Origin of the sequence: Sporosarcina sp. P3, assembly GCF_002743415.1 — a bacterium.
Lineage (GTDB): Bacteria > Bacillota > Bacilli > Bacillales_A > Planococcaceae > Sporosarcina > Sporosarcina ureae_A.
Genome location: NZ_PDZE01000005.1, coordinates 247,113 through 266,490 on the forward strand (window position 1 = coordinate 247,113; position 19,378 = coordinate 266,490).

The 19,378-nt window shown below is 39.6% G+C and carries 17 protein-coding genes; 11 read left to right on the top strand and 6 right to left on the bottom strand.

What is annotated here, in order from left to right; all coding sequences use genetic code 11:
• Positions 1–232: 232 nt before the first annotated feature.
• Positions 233–988, bottom strand: a complete 756-nt coding sequence (locus CSV61_RS08700; protein WP_099638897.1) for an SDR family NAD(P)-dependent oxidoreductase — start codon at positions 986–988, stop codon at positions 233–235.
• 525 nt (positions 989–1,513) lie between these two features.
• On the opposite strand from CSV61_RS08700, the gene CSV61_RS08705 reads away from it, so the two are divergent.
• From CSV61_RS08705 to groL, 8 genes are all read left to right on the top strand, one after another.
• Positions 1,514–3,031: a carotenoid oxygenase family protein gene (locus tag CSV61_RS08705; protein ID WP_099638898.1), complete on the top strand. Its 1,518-nt coding sequence runs from the start codon at positions 1,514–1,516 to the stop codon at positions 3,029–3,031.
• Between the two features lie 43 nt (positions 3,032–3,074).
• The gene (locus tag CSV61_RS08710; RefSeq protein ID WP_099638899.1) at positions 3,075–4,517 is read left to right on the top strand and encodes an aldehyde dehydrogenase family protein; all 1,443 of its coding nucleotides are present in this window, start codon (positions 3,075–3,077) and stop codon (positions 4,515–4,517) included.
• Positions 4,518–4,572: 55 nt separating this feature from the next.
• Complete coding sequence (locus CSV61_RS08715; protein ID WP_158233813.1) at positions 4,573–5,571, top strand: Bug family tripartite tricarboxylate transporter substrate binding protein; 999 nt, start codon at positions 4,573–4,575, stop codon at positions 5,569–5,571.
• Positions 5,572–5,665: 94 nt separating this feature from the next.
• Positions 5,666–6,118, top strand: a complete 453-nt coding sequence (locus tag CSV61_RS08720) for a tripartite tricarboxylate transporter TctB family protein (RefSeq protein ID WP_099638901.1) — start codon at positions 5,666–5,668, stop codon at positions 6,116–6,118.
• Between the two features lie 18 nt (positions 6,119–6,136).
• A complete protein-coding gene (locus CSV61_RS08725) occupies positions 6,137–7,624 on the top strand; it encodes a tripartite tricarboxylate transporter permease (RefSeq protein ID WP_099638902.1) in 1,488 nt (495 codons plus the stop codon).
• A 55-nt stretch (positions 7,625–7,679) separates the two neighbouring features.
• Entirely contained in the window at positions 7,680–8,387 is a 708-nt protein-coding gene (locus CSV61_RS08730) for an alpha/beta fold hydrolase (protein ID WP_158233814.1), read from the top strand.
• Between the two features lie 21 nt (positions 8,388–8,408).
• Positions 8,409–8,693 carry a co-chaperone GroES gene (groES, locus tag CSV61_RS08735; protein ID WP_083035040.1) on the top strand — a complete coding sequence of 95 codons (285 nt, stop codon included), beginning with the start codon at positions 8,409–8,411 and terminating at the stop codon, positions 8,691–8,693.
• Between the two features lie 33 nt (positions 8,694–8,726).
• Entirely contained in the window at positions 8,727–10,352 is a 1,626-nt protein-coding gene (gene groL / locus CSV61_RS08740; protein WP_099638904.1) for a chaperonin GroEL, read from the top strand.
• Positions 10,353–10,457: 105 nt separating this feature from the next.
• Here groL and CSV61_RS08745 read toward each other — a convergent pair whose 3' ends face one another.
• A complete protein-coding gene (locus tag CSV61_RS08745; protein ID WP_099638905.1) occupies positions 10,458–11,432 on the bottom strand; it encodes an NAD(P)H-quinone oxidoreductase in 975 nt (324 codons plus the stop codon).
• Positions 11,433–11,797: 365 nt separating this feature from the next.
• Here CSV61_RS08745 and CSV61_RS08750 point away from each other — a divergent pair, with 365 nt between their 5' ends.
• Entirely contained in the window at positions 11,798–12,811 is a 1,014-nt protein-coding gene (locus CSV61_RS08750; protein ID WP_158233815.1) for a Bug family tripartite tricarboxylate transporter substrate binding protein, read from the top strand.
• 230 nt (positions 12,812–13,041) lie between these two features.
• Here CSV61_RS08750 and CSV61_RS08755 read toward each other — a convergent pair whose 3' ends face one another.
• The 4 genes from CSV61_RS08755 to CSV61_RS08770 all read right to left on the bottom strand — a co-directional run bounded on the left by CSV61_RS08755 (position 13,042) and on the right by CSV61_RS08770 (position 16,859).
• Positions 13,042–14,232 carry an MFS transporter gene (locus tag CSV61_RS08755; protein ID WP_099638907.1) on the bottom strand — a complete coding sequence of 397 codons (1,191 nt, stop codon included), beginning with the start codon at positions 14,230–14,232 and terminating at the stop codon, positions 13,042–13,044.
• 108 nt (positions 14,233–14,340) lie between these two features.
• Positions 14,341–14,565 carry a ferredoxin gene (locus CSV61_RS08760; RefSeq protein WP_099638908.1) on the bottom strand — a complete coding sequence of 75 codons (225 nt, stop codon included), beginning with the start codon at positions 14,563–14,565 and terminating at the stop codon, positions 14,341–14,343.
• 24 nt (positions 14,566–14,589) lie between these two features.
• Positions 14,590–15,609, bottom strand: a complete 1,020-nt coding sequence (locus CSV61_RS08765; RefSeq protein ID WP_099638909.1) for an NAD(P)/FAD-dependent oxidoreductase — start codon at positions 15,607–15,609, stop codon at positions 14,590–14,592.
• Positions 15,610–15,647: 38 nt separating this feature from the next.
• Positions 15,648–16,859, bottom strand: a complete 1,212-nt coding sequence (locus tag CSV61_RS08770) for a cytochrome P450 (RefSeq protein WP_099638910.1) — start codon at positions 16,857–16,859, stop codon at positions 15,648–15,650.
• 407 nt (positions 16,860–17,266) lie between these two features.
• Between CSV61_RS08770 and CSV61_RS08775 the strand changes: the two genes are divergently transcribed.
• On the top strand, positions 17,267–18,685 hold the full coding sequence (locus CSV61_RS08775) for an NAD-dependent succinate-semialdehyde dehydrogenase (protein WP_099638911.1): 1,419 nt from the start codon (positions 17,267–17,269) through the stop codon (positions 18,683–18,685).
• A 134-nt stretch (positions 18,686–18,819) separates the two neighbouring features.
• Complete coding sequence (locus CSV61_RS08780; protein ID WP_099638912.1) at positions 18,820–19,164, top strand: DUF3870 domain-containing protein; 345 nt, start codon at positions 18,820–18,822, stop codon at positions 19,162–19,164.
• The last annotated feature ends 214 nt before the right edge of the window (positions 19,165–19,378 follow it).

Consider the following 19,378-nt stretch of genomic DNA (forward strand, 5'->3'; position numbering starts at 1 on the left):
GTACTGTATGTGAGCTTCAGCAAGTCGATGTAATGCAAGAGACTCGGTTATGATTAAATATTAAAAATAATATAACGTTCTACACGTTGCCTAATCGGATTACTATATTTTTTCACTTAAAAAGAACCCAAATATTCCACTTTTATAAGTGGGTTATTTGGGTTCAGTTCATAAAGAAGATTTCCTTACAATCAAGAATCTTGGTGCTAGTTCGCAAATACTGCTAGTTACATTACTTCAAACGTGCCCCGCCGCCAACTTCTAGAACTTCACCAGTCACATACGATGCGTACGGAGAAGAGAAGAATAATACAGCGCCGGCTAGATCTTCAGGTTTACCAACACGCTTTAGCGGGATTTCTTGAATTAAATGCGGATATTTATTCGCTACATTTTCTGAATGGAAATTCGAGTCTACTAATCCTGGCGAGACGCCGTTCACACGAATTTTATCCGCTGCTAATTCCTTCGCAAGTGCGCGAGTTAAAGCATCGACGCCACCTTTTGCTGCTGTGTATGCACTACCACCGATAATTCCGCCATTTCGAATAACACTTGAACATAGATTCACAATAGATGAGCCCTCAGAAGACTGTAATAGAGGAAGCATTTCTTGAGTGACCAGATAAACGGATTTTAAGTTTACATCGCTATGCAGGTCCCATTCTTCATCCGTAATTTCCGAAAATGGCTTTTTTATTAACGACGCTCCCACGTTATTGACTAAAATGTCTAACTTTCCATACTGTTTCTCAATATGTAGTTTCATATTATGGACTTCAGCTCTCTTGGATACATCCGCTGCCACAAAACTTGCCTCTGTACCTTGTTGCTTTAACTCCTCAACGAACTCCAAGATATCGGGTGTTTCTACTAAGTTGTTTAAAACAACCTTTGCACCTAGCTTCGCATACTCGCTTGCGATCGCTTTGCCGATCCCACTAGCACTTCCTGTAACTAGCACTACTTTATCTGTAAATGCAAACATTTCATTTCCCCCTATTTCCGATAAATAATTCCTTATGTGAAAACAATTTTACTGTATGGAATCGGTAAATGTCAACAAAAATATGAATTTTCAGTATCCTTGTTAATGAAACGCTTCTATTAGTACAAATTACTAATGTCTACTTAAAAATTCTTATCACTAGTATTGTTTATAATCATATAGAGTCATTTCATTTTATTGAAAGATCAAATTATGAATTTATAGATACTTTTTAATATTGCACAAAATTCTATTGACAGAATACTTTACATTCCGTATATTTTAGTTAGGTAGTGAAATTAACTTTCGTATATGGAAAAAATCATATTACTACAGGGGGTATAGACGTTTCAAATGTAGATATACAATTATTCTCATTTGTTGTAATTGATTGTCGATGATTTGGTGACAGTGACAGATCTCCACAAATAGTACAGACTTCTCCATTTCAAATAATGGGTTACTGAATAGTAGAAACATATAAAGGAAAAATCTATTACATAAAAAATAAAGGGAGTGGCCAGGATGAATGAAATTTTCAAAAAGGTGAATGTCACAGTTAGTCAGGATACCGATAATCCATATTTAAAAGGGTTGTTTGAGCCGGTTGATACAGAGTATATAGCGAACACGGACAGCTTAAAGGTAGTAGGGGAAATTCCTAAAGATTTGAATGGTATGTATGTAAGAAACTCACATAACCAAGCGCACGAGCCACTTGGAACGTATCATCCGTTTGACGGAGACGGTATGGTGCACTCTATTCGTTTTGAGAATGGAAAAGCTGAATACCGTAATCGTTTTATTGAAACGATAGGTTTCTTGGCTGAGCAGGCTGCGGGTGGAAAGTCATTATGGCCAGGCATGCTGGAGCCACATTTGGAAACGTATCGCGGTTGGGGTGCAATGGGCACGATGAAAGACAATGCCGGTGTTGACGTAATCGGACATAACGGAAAAATTTTGGCTTCTATGTCTCAATGTGGCGAACCATATCAGCTAGATCCTTATACATTAGAAACAGTTGGAACAGCGAAGTGGGGTAGTCAGTTAATGCCTACTGGAATTTGTTCACACTTTAAAGTAGATGTGGACACAGGTGAGCTTATGTTCTTTAACTTCACGGAGAAGTTCCCTTTCATGAATTACGGTGTGGTTGATAAAAACCAGCAACTAGTTCACTATGAGCCGATTGAGTTGCCTGGACCAAGATGGCCTCACGATATGGGGATTACTAAAAATTATACAATCCTTCACGACTTACCATACCACTTTGATGAAAATGATTTAAAGCTAGGGATCCGTAAATTGAAGTACTTCCCGAATCAGCCAAGTCGCTTCGGTGTAGTGCCTAGAAGAGGTAATAATTCACAAGTTAAATGGTTCGAGGCTTCTCCGTGCTTTATCTTGCACCTAGCTAACTGTTATGAAGACGGCGATGAAGTCATCATGGATGGATGTATCCAAGACAATCCTGGTAAACCAGCAGTAGGTGTGCAGGATGGCAACCCTTACGATCGTATTCGTAAACACTTAGATAAGCATCATACGAAAACTCATATGTACAGATGGCGCTTCAATATGAAAACAGGTAAAACGACAGAAGAAGTATTAGATGATGAAATTACAGAATTCCCAGTAGTAGCTAACCAAACAGTCGGCAAGCCGTACCGCTATAGCTATAACGTATTATTTAAAGCGGGCGATTGGCATATGATGGGCATTAAAAAGTTCGACTTATTTACAGGAGGACAACAACGTTATGAGTTCGGCGATAATCGTTTTGGTAGTGAACCTGTTATTGCTCTACGTAAAGATGCCAAGAGTGAAGACGATGGCTATTTGCTAACATTCGTCACAGATATGAATACACTTACTTCTGAATGTATTATCTTGGATGCGAAAGAAATTGATGCGGGACCGGTTGCGGTCGTAAGTTTACCAGCACGTATTACAAATGGAACTCATGCATGCTGGATTGAGGAAGAGCGCTTAGATGGCGAAACCGCACATTCTAAATCCATCGCAAACGTTACACATTGAGTGAAGTAGACTTTTATCAAATGAAAGAAAGTCGGGTGAGGAAATGACTACTAAACAATCTGAAAATACAATTGTAGTTCGTAATCCACGTACAGGTGAAAATGACTATACTATTGAATCGATTACTGAACAACGATTAGCAGAAGTTTGCAAGAATATACGCAAAGAACAAATCGCTTGGAGCGATCTAGGCGTTGATGGACGAATCAAAGTTCTCGAACAATGGAAAGAAGTGTTGATTGAAAATAGACAAGTACTATTGGATGCTGTTTCGATCGACACAGGACGTCGTAGAGAAAGTACACGTGAAGTAGATAATATCGTGAAGTGGATTACGAAATGGAGTCTAGTTGCCAAGCAGCAACTAGCTCCGCTTACTACAGATACGTCACTACCCAATATAAAATCCACAACAGATTATTCGCCCTATCCGGTGGTTGGTATTATTAGTCCTTGGAATTTCCCGCTTTCCTTATCTTTAATGGATGCGATTCCTGCGCTCTTGGCTGGATGTGCAGTGGTGGTGAAGCCTAGTGAAGTCACGCCGAGGTTTATCGAACCATTGCTAGCGACAATCCAACAAGTTCCAGAGTTAGCCAAGGTTTTCACGTATGTTGTAGGCGCAGGTGATATTGGTGCTGCCATGATTCAACACATTGACATGGTTTGCTTCACGGGTAGTACAGCTACAGGTAAAAAAGTAGGCGTGGCTGCTGCAGAGAAGTTTATTCCTGCATTTTTAGAGCTAGGCGGAAAAGATCCTGCAATTGTTACAGAAACAGCTGATCTGGAACGCGCAACTTCAGCCATTTTAGTAGGATCTGTTCTTGGTGCTGGCCATCAATGCTACTCAATAGAAAGAGTATATGTAGCGGAGTCTGTTTATCCTCAATTTGTTGAGATGTTAACGGAGAAAGCGAAACAGATTACGATTAATTATCCTGAAATGGATACAGGGGAAGTAGGACCTCTGATTTTTGAAAAACAAGCTGACATTATTGCCGACCATATCGCAGAAGCAAGAGAGAAAGGCGCAATTGTTCAAACAGGTGGGAAAATCCAGAACTTAGGTGGTGGCCTGTGGTGCAAGCCGACAGTCATCTCTAATGTGGATCACTCGATGAAAATTATGAATGATGAAACATTCGGTCCTGTTATGCCAATCATGCCGTTCAACACGATTGAAGAGGCAATAAAATTAGCCAATGAATCTCCTTATGGTTTAAGCGGGGCTGTATTTGCCGGTACAAATGAAGAAGGTCTAGCGATTGCAAGGCAGCTGGATGCAGGGGGCATTAGCATCAATGATAGTGGACTAGCGCCATTCTTTATTGGAGATCGCGATGTGGCAGAGAAAAATGCATTTAAAGCATCAGGCTTAGGCGGTTCACGACTAGGAACAGATTCTATTAAACGATTTGTTCGAAAGAAAGCGCTTTTATGCAACTCTTCAAATGAAGCTTCTGCTTGGTGGTATACGAAGTAGTCGTACATTATGCAAAAAACAACTTGGAAACTACAAACAGAATGGAATGACTATAATGAAAAAAACAATAATCTTTTTATTAGCAGCACTTATGCTGATCGTTGCGGGATGTTCTTCAGACAAATCTTCTGCTAATGAAGTATCTGCTAAAGGTTCTTCTTCAACTTACCCTGAAAAGCCACTAGAATTGGTCGTACCATTTTCACCAGGTGGTTCTACAGACGTTTTCGCTCGTGCAGTTGCGAAAGAATTGCCAGCATTCTTGCCAAATAAGCAACAAGTTGCAGTAATCAATAAGCCAGGTGCAGGAACTACGCTTGGATTAACAGAAGTAGCAAAGTCCAAGCCGGATGGTTATACAATTGGTTTTACTACAAGCTCAGGTCTTGATATTCAACCAGCGTATGGAAAAACTTCTTATAAACCTGAAAACTTCGAACCGATCATTAAAACCTATGAACTTAATTCAGCAATTGTAGTAAAAGAAGATTCTCCATTAAATACGTATGAAGATTGGTTGACATACGTTAAAGAGAATCCAGGTAAATTCACGTATGGAACATCTGGCGGTACAGGCAGTGGTGGACATATTGCAATGGAAGATTTAAGTAAAGAACTAGATGTTGATACAAAGCACGTTCCGTTCGAAGGGGTAGCGGATGTAATGAACGCGGTAATGAGTGGTCAAATCGAAGGTGGCCAAATGCGTCCTGACACGGATGTAGGTGGAGATTTGAAACCATTACTATTCACAACCGATTCAAAAGGGGTAACTGATTACTATAAAGACACACCGAATACAACAGAACTCGGACTTCATGCAAGAAGTGAGTACTATGCGGGCTTTATTGCTCCAGAAGGTACATCAGAAGAAATTGTCACCATTTTGCACGATGCCATTAAAGAAGTGATGGATCTACCACAAATTCAAGAATTAATGGAAAAACAAAATTTAGTTGTTTCTTATGGTAATCCAGAAGAATTCACTACAACAATCGAGAATGCTGTAGAGCGTAATACAGTTGTCATGAAAGACTTAGGGTTAATAAAATAATCTTAAGTAACTAGTAACCATCACATGTTTTGTTCACTTGTGATGGTTACTCACTTATTTACAAGTGACTAGCAGGTTGATAAGGAGTGATCAAATGAGCAAAAAAAAGTTAGATATTTCTATTCTTATCGTCATCATCCTCATGGGTGTTTATTATATCTACACTGCCGTAAAAGCAAATGAAGGGACACCTGAAGGGGAATTAGGTTCGGGATTTTTTCCTATCATTCTTGGGGTAACTCTTATAGGTTTTTGTCTAATTAGTATTTTAAAGTGGTTGAAGAAAACAGACGAGGTGCTGCCTTTCAATGGAATGAAAAAAATTCTAATCACCATTGCAGCTATTGTCGTTTACTTTCTCGTCTGGGAATATATCGGATACTTCTACTTCATCACATTTATCTTGCTAGTTGTATTATTTACGTTCTTCCGTTGGCCACTTGCTATGAAAAAGTCTCGCATGATCACCGTTAATCTAATCGTCTCGCTCGTTTTAATGGCGTTTGTATATCTCGTGTTCAATAACTTGATGTATATTGATTTCTAAAATAAAGGTGGAATACATATGGACATATCAGTACTTATAGCCTGCGGAAGTGCCATCTTTATTGGACTTTTCGTTGGCATGCTTATGGGAGCGCTTCCAGGGTTAGGATTAATGCTAGCGATCTCTCTGTTATTACCGCTTTCTTACAATATGGATGCACTTAGCTCGATCCTTATGTTACTTGCAGTATATCAAGGAGCAGAATATGGTGGCTCAATATCCGCTATATTATTAGGGATCCCAGGTACAGCAATGGCTGCAGCCACGCAGTTAGATGGACAGCCTTTTGCAAAGAATAAATCGCCAGGTAAGGCATTGGCCTTCTCACTGACAGCTTCGACAATAGGTGGATTATTCGGTGGTCTAGTATTAATATTCTTATCCAAGCCACTAGCAGCATTTGCATTGAAATTAGGTGAGCCTGAATATTTCATGCTAGGTGTCATTGGATTATTAGCAGTAGCCGCACTAGGATCTTCCGATGCGATGAAAGCTTCTATCTCGATCATCCTTGGATTGATGGCAGCCACTGTAGGAATTGATATGTTCACAGGATTACCTCGTTTCACTGGAGATATACTGGAATTGTCGGATGGATTGAATATCATTGCATTAGTTGTAGCCTTGTTTGCCTTTACTGAAATATTCAAAATGATATCAGAGAATCTGAATGAAAAAAGAGAATTGCTAGCCAAGGATTTAAAAGTAAAATTAACATTTAAAGAATTTCGTGCTGTTTCTAAATCCATTGGAATCGGTGCATCAATTGGTTCGATCGTAGGGATTATCCCAGGACTAGGTTCCAATGCATCGAGCTGGTTCGCCTATATGGCAGCGAAGAAAACAGCAAAAAGCCCAGAGACCTTTGGCGAAGGAAATCCGGATGGAATTGTAGCTCCAGAAGCTGCGAATAACGCAACTGTCGGTGGGGCATTACTTCCGTTATTAACACTAGGTATTCCTGGATCTGCCTCTATTGCAATTATTGCAGGTGCATTTATCATTCACGGAATTCAACCTGGACCACAAGTATTAAACAATAATCCGGAGTTAATCAATGCTATCTTTATCGGTTTCATGTTCACAACGATTGGTATGTATATAATGGGTAAATTCATGACGGGTATGTTCGCGAAAGTTTTAATATTACGAGAGTCATTCCTAGTTCCTGCTATCTTAGTGTTCTCACTTATCGGTGTATACACATCCCAAAATGCTCACTTTGATTTATGGCTAGCGCTCGGTTTAGGGGTTGTCGCCTATATACTTCGTATGCTTGATTTCTCAGTTGCCTATTTCATCTTAGCTTTTGTACTATGCCCAATTATTGAGACAAGCTTACGTAGAATGGTCATTCTATCTCAAGGCGATATAGGTTTCTATTTAAATCGCCCCATTTTTATGGTACTGGCGATCATTACCGTGTTAATACTTCTTCAAAGTTTACGAAATACGATTGTTGCTAATAGAAAGAATAAAATGATGAAGGAAAATGCAGCGAACTAATGTAAAGAACAGTATGCGTTAAGAATAGTAGATATATCATGAAGGAGTGATTGTGTTGGGACAAAAATTAGTATTAATACCTGGTTTAAATAACACAGCAGAAACATGGGATGGTGTAGTGAAAGAACTATCACCAACCATTGAAGCATTTCCAGTAGATGTACCACAATTACCAAGTATTCAAGATATTGCAGATACACTATTAAAAGAATTACCAGAGAAGTTTTATGTTTGTGGATTTTCATTTGGTGGCTATGTAGCGTTAGAAATGCTTGCCCAAGCACCAGAGCGTATTCAAGGCATTACGTTGATGGGTTCTTTAACGACAGCAGATAGTGATACACAAAAAGAAAATCGAGCAAAATCTATCGAACGCGCTGAAAACGGAGAGTACTTTGAAATGACTGAAGCAAATGCACCGAAAACATTCCATCCAGACAGCTTGGAAAACGAAGAGTTACTTGCACTCCGTAAGAAAATTGTAGAAGATTATGGTGCGGAAAGTTATATACCTCATGTGAAAGCAATGATTAGCAGGCAAGACCGTACACAATTATTGAAAGAAGCAAAGATCCCTAAATTATTAATTGCTGGGGAAACAGACCTGGTTATTACGGTTGACAAGGTAAAAGCTGTCGCTGAACAAGTTCCAGATGCAGAGTTTGTCACGATCTCTCACACAGGTCATATGATTCCGCTAGAGCAACCCGCAGTATCAGCAGAAAAACTGAGTAACTGGATTGAATCCGTCGATCCACAATAATGAATTGGAGGTATAGTGAATATGTTAAAGCCACTAGGTGATCGAATTGTCATTGAATTAACGAAAGTTGAAGATACAACAGTAAGCGGGATTGTGTTACCCGATTCCGCACAAGACAAGCCGCAACAAGGAAAAGTACTGGCTGTTGGGACTGGTCGTGTACTTTCAGATGGCCAACGAACAGAATTGGAAGTAAAAGAAGGGGATCAAATTCTCTTCGCTAAATATGCAGGTACAGAAGTTAAATACGAAGGCAATGAATACCTGATTTTAAATGAAAATGACATATTAGCAATTATTCAATAATGTAGGGAAGACAAATGGAGGGGGATTCTAGCTATGGCGAAAGAGATTAAATTTAATGAAGACGCACGTAATGCTATGTTGCGTGGAGTAGATACATTAGCTAATGCAGTAAAGGTTACACTCGGACCTAAGGGGCGTAATGTCGTTTTAGAGAGAAATTTCGGCTCGCCTTTGATTACGAATGATGGTGTCACAATAGCGAAGGAAATTGAATTAGAAGATGCATTCGAAAATATGGGGGCTAAGTTAGTAGCAGAAGTTGCTTCTAAGACGAATGAAATTGCTGGTGACGGTACAACGACGGCAACGGTTCTTGCACAGGCAATGATTCGTGAAGGTCTGAAAAACGTTACAGCTGGAGCTAATCCAGTGGGAATTCGTAAAGGAATCGAGAAAGCAGTTTCCGTAGCAGTAGAAGAATTACAAGCCATCTCTGATGTAATTGACAGTAAACAAGAAATTGCACAAGTTGCGTCCATTTCGTCTGGCGACAATGAAGTCGGGGATTTGATCGCGGAAGCAATGGAACGTGTTGGAAAAGATGGCGTCATCACAATTGAAGAATCAAGAGGCTTCCATACAGAACTTGAAGTAGTTGAAGGTATGCAATTTGACCGTGGTTATGCATCAGCTTATATGTCTACAGATATGGATAAGATGGAAGCGGTACTGGAGAATCCATATATTTTAATTACGGATAAGAAACTTACGAGTCCACAGGAAATTTTGCCTGTATTGGAACAGGTGGTTCAACAAGGAAAACCTCTTCTTATTATTGCGGAAGATATTGAAGGTGAAGCACTTGCTACACTAGTGGTCAACAAACTTCGAGGTACGTTCACGGCTGTGGCGGTAAAGGCACCTGGCTTTGGAGAACGTCGTAAAGCAATGCTTGAAGATATTGCTATTTTAACGGGCGGACAAGTTGTATCAGAAGATATTGGGTTAGATTTAAAAACGACTGACATGACGCAATTGGGACGCGCTGCTAAAGTTGTCGTGACGAAAGATGGTACTACAATTGTTGAAGGATACGGTGAATCAGATGCAATTGCAAGTCGCGTAGGTGCTCTTCGTGCGCAACTAGAAGATGCAACTTCTGAATTTGATATAGAAAAACTACAAGAACGTCTAGCAAAACTAGCTGGCGGAGTAGCCGTGATCAAAGTGGGCGCAGCGACTGAAACAGAACTGAATGAGCTGACATTACGCATTGAAGATGCATTGAATGCAACGCGTGCTGCTGTCGAAGAAGGCATCGTAGCAGGTGGGGGAACTGCGCTTGTCAATATATATAGCAAAGTAGAGGCGAGTCTAGAAGAGGTAGAAGGCGACGTAGCAACGGGTGTACGAATCGTTTTACGTGCTTTGGAAGAGCCTGTTAGACAAATTGCGAATAACGCGGGTCTTGAAGGCTCCATTGTTGTAGATCGATTAAAGCGTGAAGAATTAGGAACAGGCTTTAACGCGGCTGAAAACAGCTGGGTTAACATGGTTCAAGCTGGTATTATTGATCCAACGAAAGTGACGCGTTCAGCACTACAGAACGCAGCGTCCGTCGCAGCGATGCTATTAACAACGGAAGCGGTCATCGCGGACGTGGGTGGCAGAGATCCGATGGAGGGCATGGGAGACTTGGGTCACGGTCATATGCATTAATAAGCAAGAGAACATCCCCTTCGTACATGTGAAACTACGTACGAAGGGGATGTTTAATTTCTTATTAGATTAGGTTCTAGCTAAAATTTAAATCTTTTAGGCAATTTAATTATTTACAGCGATAATAATTTTTCCGATGTTTTTATTTTCTTCCATATATGTGTGGGCATCATTAATCTTATCCAGTTCCCAAACCGAGTCAATAATCGGTTCAAGCTTACCATTCTCGAATAAAGGAATGGCATACTCACTGAATTCTCTCGTCAGCTTAATTTTGTTCTCAATTGGCTGAACACGTAGCATCGTACCGATCAACTGGATACGTGGAATCTTTAAATCCATTAAATTTACCTCTTGAACTACTCGTCCACCCAAGACACCGACCAATAGTAACTTACCATCCACGGCCAATGATTGGATATTTTGTTCGAAATACGGAGCACCGATGAAGTCTAGAACTGTATTCACGCCTTTTCCGTCAGTAGCTTTCAAGACCTCTTCAACAAATGGTCCTGCTTTGTAATCAATTGCTTTGCTTGCGCCTAGTTCCATACAAAAAGTGCGTTTCCTGTCCGTTCCGGCCGTAATAATCGAACGAGCACCTGCCTCTCTAACTAACTGAATTGCAGCTGTTCCGACACCACTAGCACCTGCGTGGATTAGTACATCATCGCCCGCCTGTAGATTTCCTAACGTGTATAAATTCAAGTAAGCAGTTAAAAACACTTCAGGAATCGCAGCTGCTTGTTCAAATGAGAAGTTTAGTGGAATGGGAATCGCCATGGCAGCAGGAATAACTACTTTTTCCGCGTAACCGCCTGACGGTAAAATTGCACATACACGGTCGCCAACTTTCCAATCTTTCACTTTCGAACCAACTTCTATCACAACGCCCGCCATTTCAATACCCATAATTGGCGAAGCACCTTCAGGTAATGGGTAATTTCCTTGTTTTTGAACAAGGTCTGCACGATTCAATGCCGTTGTCTTGATCTCAACTACTAACTCATCTTCATGTGGAATGGGTTCAGGGAATTGTTGCATAACGAGCTTCCCATTTTCAGCTATTACAGCTTTCATGCTACCTCTCCTCAACTAAAGTTTTTATAGTGAAATTAAATTCCCTATACGGAATCATAATGATAGAATACAATTTACAATTAACTAAATCAAGTGGAATAATCGTTTATAGTCGTAATAAGTAGATTAAACAGCATAATCAAAGTATTTTGAAAAATGAATTGACACCGCTTACATATATCGTGTACTATTAATCTACACAATGAAAAAGAGTTCCGTATGTGGAATTAAAAGGTTTGTGTGTAAGTTAAATAGCAGGAGCGATTGGTAATCGTGCATTTGGTTAGTGAGGATGACTAATTAAGTGTATAAGTAGTTCAGAACATTGGCTGTAACAAAGATCACGTAGAAAAGGGGATTAGATGATGAAAAAGAATTTACTAGTAATGCTTGCTGTACTAATGCTGATTGTAGCAGGTTGTTCATCTGGAAAGTCAACAGATGGTGAGAAGAAAGAAAGTAATGGGAAAAAGGTGGAAGCAGCATCCGTTTATCCAAAAAAACCGATTGAAGTCATCGTACCATTCAATCCAGGTGGACCGACCGATGTATTTGCACGTGCGATTGCGAAAGAGCTTCCGGAATTCCTACCAAATAAACAACAAGTAGCTGTGATCAATAAGCCGGGTGCTGGAACGACACTAGGCTTGACGGATGTCGCAACATCGAAGCCAGATGGTTATACTTTAGGATTTACTACAAGTTCAGGTTTAGACATTCAACCCCATTACGGAAAGGCGTCTTATCAAATAGATAGCTTTGAACCTATCATTAAAACGTATGTATTAAATTCTGCAATTGTAGTGAAGGAGGACTCCCCTTTAAACACGTACGAAGATTGGTTAGCTTATGTTAAGGAAAATCCAGGAAAATTCACGTATGGTACAACAGGCGGGACGGGGAGCGGTGGGCACATCGCGATGGAGAACCTAAGCAAAGAGTTAGGTGTTGAGATGAAGCACGTGCCATTCGAAGGCGTTGCGGATGTCATGAACGCAGTGATGAGTGGCCAAATCATGGCAGGGCAATCTAGACCCGATACTGAAAACGGAGGAGACTTGAAGCCACTGTTGTTCGTCACTGATTCTAAAGGCGTGACAGATTATTACGATGACATTCCCAATACAAAAGAGTTAGGCCTTGAGACAGAAACAGAATTCTATTCAGGATTTATTGCACCAGCAGGTACGCCAGAAGACATCGTTCAGATTTTGCATGATGCAATAAAAGAGATTATGGAAAAAGAAGAAATACAAGAATTGATGGTTACTCAAAACCTTGCACCTTCATATGCAGATAGCAAGGATTTTGGACAAACAATTAAAGCAGCTTCTGATCAAAACAAGAAGTCGATGGAAGAGTTAGATTTAATTAAGTAAGAACAACCCAAAAAGCAACAAAGGACATGATGTACATTTCCTTTGTTGCTTTTTACTTTGGCATGAAAATTACCTAGTGGAATTGGCCTCTATATAATAGAAGGAACTCTATCATAAGAACAATAGTATAAGGTCACTAGCACTCATGTAAAAGCTGTCAATTGTACTCTTGATACTTTCTTATAAGCGGAGAGTGAGCCTTCAAGAATGGAGTACTGAGAGGCTTGTAGTTAGTTCTTAGAATCCAGCAGAATCAATTGCCGTTCATGTCTTCCGTGGAGTATATAGTAAAGAAGGATGGACAATAAAATCATAAAAAAAGCAGTTAGGTAAATTCCACGATAGCCAATATGAGGAATTAAAAAACCGTATGTAAAGGGACCTAACCCTAAACCAAGCTCGAAAAGGATAAAGTATGTTGAAGTAGCAAGCCCAACACGATGTATAGGCGTAACTTTAATCGCAATAGCTTGAGCAATTGAATTGAAACTACCGTAGCCAAAACCGACAAGTATCGCTGCTAGTACAATCATGAACCCATAGTGTGCTTGACTATATAAGAGCATGCCCAATGCAAATAAGACGAGACAAGGGTAGATGATAATATTTGCTCCGTGTTGATCCATTAAACGACCGGTGATAGGACGAGACAATAAGACAACACTTGCATATACGAGAAAGAAAAAGCTTCCCGCCTCAACTAAATCAATCTCCTTTGTAAAGAATGGGATAAACGCCATGATGGAAGAATAAATAAATCCAAGGAACATTCCTACGACCCCAATCGGTACGGCTTTTAATTCGACATATTGAGTAATGGAGAATTTATCTTGTTTCGGTGTTCTTTCCATGGCAGGTGCCTGCACAAGAAAATAAAGAACGAAGATTACGCTAGCCAATACGAAATTAATGACAAATACAAAGAAGAAATTTTGTGTTTGCGAAATAATCCATATCCCTAAAAGCGGTCCAAGGGCGGTTGATAAAATTGTACTCAAGCTATAATATCCGATGCCTTCTCCACGTCTAGAAGGAGGTATAATTTGAGCTATGATCGTTCCTGTTGCGGTACTTGCAAAACCAAACGAGACGCCGTGAAGGAAGCGATTTATAAAGAAAAATGATAAGTCTGTTGGCAACATGTAAAACCCGGTCGTGAGTAAAAATCCTATTAAGCCGGTCAATAAGACCTTCTGGCTTCCCACTCTATGAATTATACGTCCAGCACCTAACCGACCAATTAGTGCCCCAATTACAAATATACCGGATAATAAACCAGCTGTACTGGTGGATGTATGGAATGTTTCGACTGAAAAAACTGCTATCGTTGAAACGAGTAAGAAGAATACTAGTGCTAGAATAAAATTGATGGTAAAAATGACTATAAAGTTTTTAGTCCACAGGGTGTTTCGTTGCCCCATTGCATTTCACTCCTTTCTCAAATATAGGGAGGCTAGTTTTATGAGCGAAAAGCATCTACAGCGAGAATGGTATACCTTCACGCTATAGATGCACGATGCAATATTTTTTTAAAAGGGGCTATCTTGAATGAGAATGGCTTCACTCGGACAGCCTTCGTATGCTTCTTCTAAATCTTCTTCTAGTTCTACAGGAATAGGTACTTGCCCATTGTTGTCTCCAAATTTCACATAGGAAATTCCGTCTTGATGATAGCCGAAGATTTCTTCTACTACTGAGTTACAGGCTCCACAAGCGATACAATTGTCCTGGTCGACCATTGAATATTTAGCCATAATATCATTCCTTACATATGTGTTTTATGAAGTGACTTTTTCAGTTTGTTTGTTTTCCATAATGCTCGTGCTATGAAGAGCTTGAAGTTTTGCGGACGGATCAACTAATAACTTTGCATTGGATACGGCAATGGGTGCCTCACCGAAACCAGTTGCGATCAGTTTGACTTTCCCATCGTACGTACATATGTCACCTGCAGCGAAGATTCCTGGAATAGATGTTTCCATTTTAGAGTTAACGAGTATACTATTCTTTTCTAATTCTAGTCCCCACGACTTGATAGGTCCTAAAGAAGAAGAGAATCCGTAGTTTACGATCACATCGTCTATGGAAAGTTGAATATCTGCTTCGCCTTTTGTATGTTCTATAATCACTTCTTCAATTCGTTCGCTACCGATGAAATCTTTTGGATTATACGGTGTCAAGACTTCCACTTTAGAACTCATCATCCGAGAAACCGTGGATTCATGTGCACGAAACTTATCTCTTCGGTGAACAATTGTTACTTTTTCAGCTATTGGCTCAAGCATCAACGCCCAGTCGACTGCTGAATCTCCTCCACCGAATAAGCAAACCTTTTTATTGGCAAATTTCTGCAAGTCATCAATGAAATAGGCAAGGTTTTTCCCTTCAAATAGATCAGCTTTTTCATGTGGCAAGCGTTTATAGTCGAATGCTCCGTTTCCGGCAGTAATAATAATCGTTTTGGTTAAGTAGGAATCATTTTCAGTATGAACAATGAATTCGCCATTCGGTTGTTTCTCTACTACTTGCACTGTTTGGCCGAGTGTGATGGTCTGTTCGAACATCGCCATTTGTTCTACGAGATTATCCACTAGATCTTTTGCTTTAATCTTTGGAAATCCGGCAATGTCGTAAATGTACTTCTCTGGATAGAGCGCAGCGAGTTGGCCGCCTAATTGAGGTAGACTTTCAATCACATTGACTGACATCTCTCTCATTCCTGCATAAAATGCCGTGAACAAACCTACAGGGCCACCACCAATAATTGTTATATCATATACTCTCTTTTCTTGTACCATGAGTAAATCATCCTTTCGTCATGTGATAGCTAGGGTAATTATGGTTGAATGCTTATATTTAACTCTTCTAATCCGTTAGCTACCATACTTCGAATTGGTTTCAGCTGCGTATCAAGCAGTTGAATAGAGCTGACATTTTTAACGAATACTTCTATTGCAATTTTTGCTTCTAAACGCGCTAATGATGAACCCAAGCAGAAGTGGATACCCTTACCAAAAGCAAGGTGCTGATTCGGTTTACGGTCAATTAGGAATGTATTCGGTTGATCGAAAATGGCTTCATCTCGATTGGCTGAGGCAACCCATAACTGAATTTCATCTCCTTCATGTATCGTCTGATCGCGTATGGTAAATGATTCTTTTGCATAACGTGTTGTACGATAGATAGAAGGGTATAAACGTAGCACTTCTTCCATAGCTGGATTAATTAATGAACTATCATTTTTCAATTTCTCAAATAGTCCTGGATTTTCAAGCATGGAGCGAACGAAGTTCGTAATTAAACGTGCAGTTGTACCGAATCCTGCTTGTAGTAAAATTCCAGCGAAATCTAAGATTTCTTCGTCAGTTAGATGTTCTCCATCGATTTCGGCTTGTGTTAACTCTGTGATTAAATCTTCTTGAGGAGATTCGCGTCTCTCATTAATAATCGTTAACAAATACGAATCTACTTTATCCATCGTTTCTTTTACGTGAGAAACGGATGCATTGTATGCCTCATCTGAAGCGTCTTTAGGCGAAGCTAGAAGATCTGCAGACCATGTTTTAAATAATTCACTATCTTTTTCTGGGACGCCTAATAAATTCACTAACATATTAATTGTTAAAGAGTAAGCGTATTCATTTACCACATCAATCTTTCCACTCGGAAGTGCCTGTTGAATAAGTTCATTTGATAATTCTTCAATACGTGGACCCAATTTAGACAAGGCTCTTGGCGTGAAAGCTTTACTTACCAATTTTCGTAATTTTGTATGTTCAGGCGGATCCATATTCAGTATACTGCGCAAAGGAGTGGGCGCATGAAATTTTCGAACGCTTGAAAATTCTTTTGAATTTCTAAAAATTGCATCCACGTCTTCGTAAAGGAAGATATCCCAGCACTGTCTGCTCTCATCAAAGCGGACTGGTGAATTTTTTCGCATATCCGCTAACCATGTGTGTATATTGAGGAAGTCCTCCTCAGTTCGTAATTCTTTAATTGGAATGAGATACGTTACTTTCTTTTGGGAATAAGGGCAAGTAGTCATATGTTGTTCCTCCTTGAAAATAAGTTAGTTTACTTCACTAACTATAATCTACAGCAAGCTATACCTATTAGTCAATGAAAATTTTAGAAAATTTATAACAATTCGTATCTATTGTTAATTTCATAAATTTTACAAAGAAACAATAAAGTTATTGACAAATCTGAAAACAATGAATATTATTGTAGATATCGACTCATCAAAAAGTTGAGTAGAAAAAATCTAAATAATCGAATACGGTTTTATTGTGTTAGGAAGACAACCTCTTCTTAAGTCAACAATATAACCAAGTGTTGGATAGGGAGATCTCGAATGATTCGTTCTAGATTAACTTATGAATGCTTGGTTTTTTTGTGTTTCTAAAAAGTAAAATTAGTGAACTAGTAAAATGCAAAGGTGGCTGGACGAATATGTATATTAATAACGAATGGATTGATACGAAGAATACGCTTGAAATTAGAAATCCGGCAAATGGAGAAATAGTAGATACAGTGGGTGTAGTAGGAGTGGAAGAAACGCAACTGGCGATTGATGCTGCTAAAGCGGCGTTTCCCGTTTGGTCTGGCTTAACAGCTGAAGAAAGAAGTTCATATTTAATGAAAATCGTTGATAAACTAGAAGAGAATAAAGAACATTTGGCACAAATCATTACAAAAGAGATGGGGAAATCCATCCATAATGCACGCTATGAAGTAGGGAGCACCATCTCATTTTATAAGTGGTATGCAGAAGAAGCACGTCGAATCTATGGGGATGTAATGCCAATCGTTAGCAACAATAAACGTGGTCATGTTATTAAACAACCTGTAGGTGTGGTCGCAGCCATTACTCCTTGGAATTTTCCGTTATCCATGGGGGCTAGGAAATTGGCGCCGGCCCTTGCAGTTGGTTGTACAGTTGTATTGAAGCCGTCATCTGAGGCACCGTTATCCTCTCTAGAATTATTTAAAATTTTTGATGAGGTAGGGTTACCAAAAGGCGTTGTGAACTTGGTAATAGGTTCGTCAGGACCTATTGCGAAAACATTAATGGATAGTAAAGACGTAAGGAAAATTTCATTCACGGGTTCAACTGAAGTAGGGAAAAAACTAATTGGTCAATCAGCGGATTCAGTAAAGCGTGTATCTATGGAACTCGGCGGTCATGCACCGTATATAGTTTTTGAAGATGCAGACTTGGATCTTGCGGTTAAAGGAGTCATCGGAAGTAAATTTGCTTCATCGGGTCAGCAATGTGTGTGTACAAACCGCGTCTATATTCAGGATGCAATCTATGAAGAATTTTCACAGAAGCTTCAAGCAGCTGTAGAAAGCATGAAAGTTGGAAATGGCTTAGATGAATCAAATCAAATGGGTTCATTAATTAACGACAAAGCAGTTGCTAGCGTCCATGATCAAGTCACGGATGCTCTTGGAAAAGGTGCAGAATTGCTTTGCGGTGGGGAACGATTAACAGGTGAAGGCTATGAAAATGGTAGTTTCTATGCACCCACTATCCTCGGCAATGTGACGGAAGAGATGAAAATTACTGCAGAAGAAACGTTTGGCCCAGTAGCCCCTTTAATTCGGTTCACAACGGAAGAAGAAGCGATTGAAAAAGCGAATAATACGGAGTATGGCTTAGCCTCGTACTTCTACACAAAGGATCTTGGTCGTATGTACCGCGTATCCGAGCAGTTGGAATATGGAATGGTCGGCGTGAATGATCCAGCACCATTTGCAATTCAAGCGCCATTTGGTGGTGTGAAAGAAAGTGGACTTGGTCGTGAAAGCGGAAAGTATGGGGTAGAAGATTATTTGGATACCAAATCTGTTTCGGTTATGTTTTGATGCAACGGATTGACTGAATCAAGAGAAACAATAATTCTTAAATGGAATAAAGAATATTCCGAAAACAGTTGTTGACTAGAATCTATCGGAATGTTAAGATTTTTTAAACCATAGAAGAAGGAGGCCGTTAAATTTTGGTTGAGTTAGATACCGTCCTCGTAACAGGGTATTCAAAAGCACCCCAAGGCACTGCTATGTATGAAGTATACAAGCATACAAGTATTGTTCTTGAGATCAATAGAACTACACATGTAATTCAAGATGTAGAGTTCGTTTTTTTAGCTGGATTAACAAAAAGTTTTTTCGGGAAATTACTGATTGGTTACTGTCTAAGCGATGGTTTAGAGGTATTAATAGAGAGAATTAAAACTCACTATATTGCACCATCCCAACAATCTGTTATCGTTGCGCTTCAATCGGCAGTACAACGGTATTGGGATCATTCCAAAGTTGAAGAAAATACGGTTATATTGCGATAAGAAGACAACCTCTTCTTATAGTAACAATAGAACCCAGTATTTGATGAAACTGTCATGAATGTTTATTCATGTACGTAATCATCTTATGCTGGGTTTTTCTAATTGAAGGAAATCGATGAACAGTCTACCAATCATGGAAAAAGAATTTGTATGCCGGGTAGTAGATTAGATAGTAACTCACCTGGCTTCAATAGAATTACTGGACGATTTGCAT

Excerpts from the sequence above, each read along its gene's own strand:
- CSV61_RS08700 (WP_099638897.1), bottom strand. The coding sequence starts at position 988 with ATGTTTGCATTTACAGATAAAGTAGTGCTAGTTACAGGAAGTGCTAGT.
- CSV61_RS08705 (WP_099638898.1), top strand. The coding sequence starts at position 1,514 with ATGAATGAAATTTTCAAAAAGGTGAATGTCACAGTTAGTCAGGATACC.
- CSV61_RS08710 (WP_099638899.1), top strand. The coding sequence starts at position 3,075 with ATGACTACTAAACAATCTGAAAATACAATTGTAGTTCGTAATCCACGT.
- CSV61_RS08715 (WP_158233813.1), top strand. The coding sequence starts at position 4,573 with ATGAAAAAAACAATAATCTTTTTATTAGCAGCACTTATGCTGATCGTT.
- CSV61_RS08720 (WP_099638901.1), top strand. The coding sequence starts at position 5,666 with ATGAGCAAAAAAAAGTTAGATATTTCTATTCTTATCGTCATCATCCTC.
- CSV61_RS08725 (WP_099638902.1), top strand. The coding sequence starts at position 6,137 with ATGGACATATCAGTACTTATAGCCTGCGGAAGTGCCATCTTTATTGGA.
- groES (WP_083035040.1), top strand. The coding sequence starts at position 8,409 with ATGTTAAAGCCACTAGGTGATCGAATTGTCATTGAATTAACGAAAGTT.
- groL (WP_099638904.1), top strand. The coding sequence starts at position 8,727 with ATGGCGAAAGAGATTAAATTTAATGAAGACGCACGTAATGCTATGTTG.
- CSV61_RS08745 (WP_099638905.1), bottom strand. The coding sequence starts at position 11,432 with ATGAAAGCTGTAATAGCTGAAAATGGGAAGCTCGTTATGCAACAATTC.
- CSV61_RS08750 (WP_158233815.1), top strand. The coding sequence starts at position 11,798 with ATGAAAAAGAATTTACTAGTAATGCTTGCTGTACTAATGCTGATTGTA.
- CSV61_RS08755 (WP_099638907.1), bottom strand. The coding sequence starts at position 14,232 with ATGGGGCAACGAAACACCCTGTGGACTAAAAACTTTATAGTCATTTTT.
- CSV61_RS08760 (WP_099638908.1), bottom strand. The coding sequence starts at position 14,565 with ATGGCTAAATATTCAATGGTCGACCAGGACAATTGTATCGCTTGTGGA.
- CSV61_RS08765 (WP_099638909.1), bottom strand. The coding sequence starts at position 15,609 with ATGGTACAAGAAAAGAGAGTATATGATATAACAATTATTGGTGGTGGC.
- CSV61_RS08770 (WP_099638910.1), bottom strand. The coding sequence starts at position 16,859 with ATGACTACTTGCCCTTATTCCCAAAAGAAAGTAACGTATCTCATTCCA.
- CSV61_RS08775 (WP_099638911.1), top strand. The coding sequence starts at position 17,267 with ATGTATATTAATAACGAATGGATTGATACGAAGAATACGCTTGAAATT.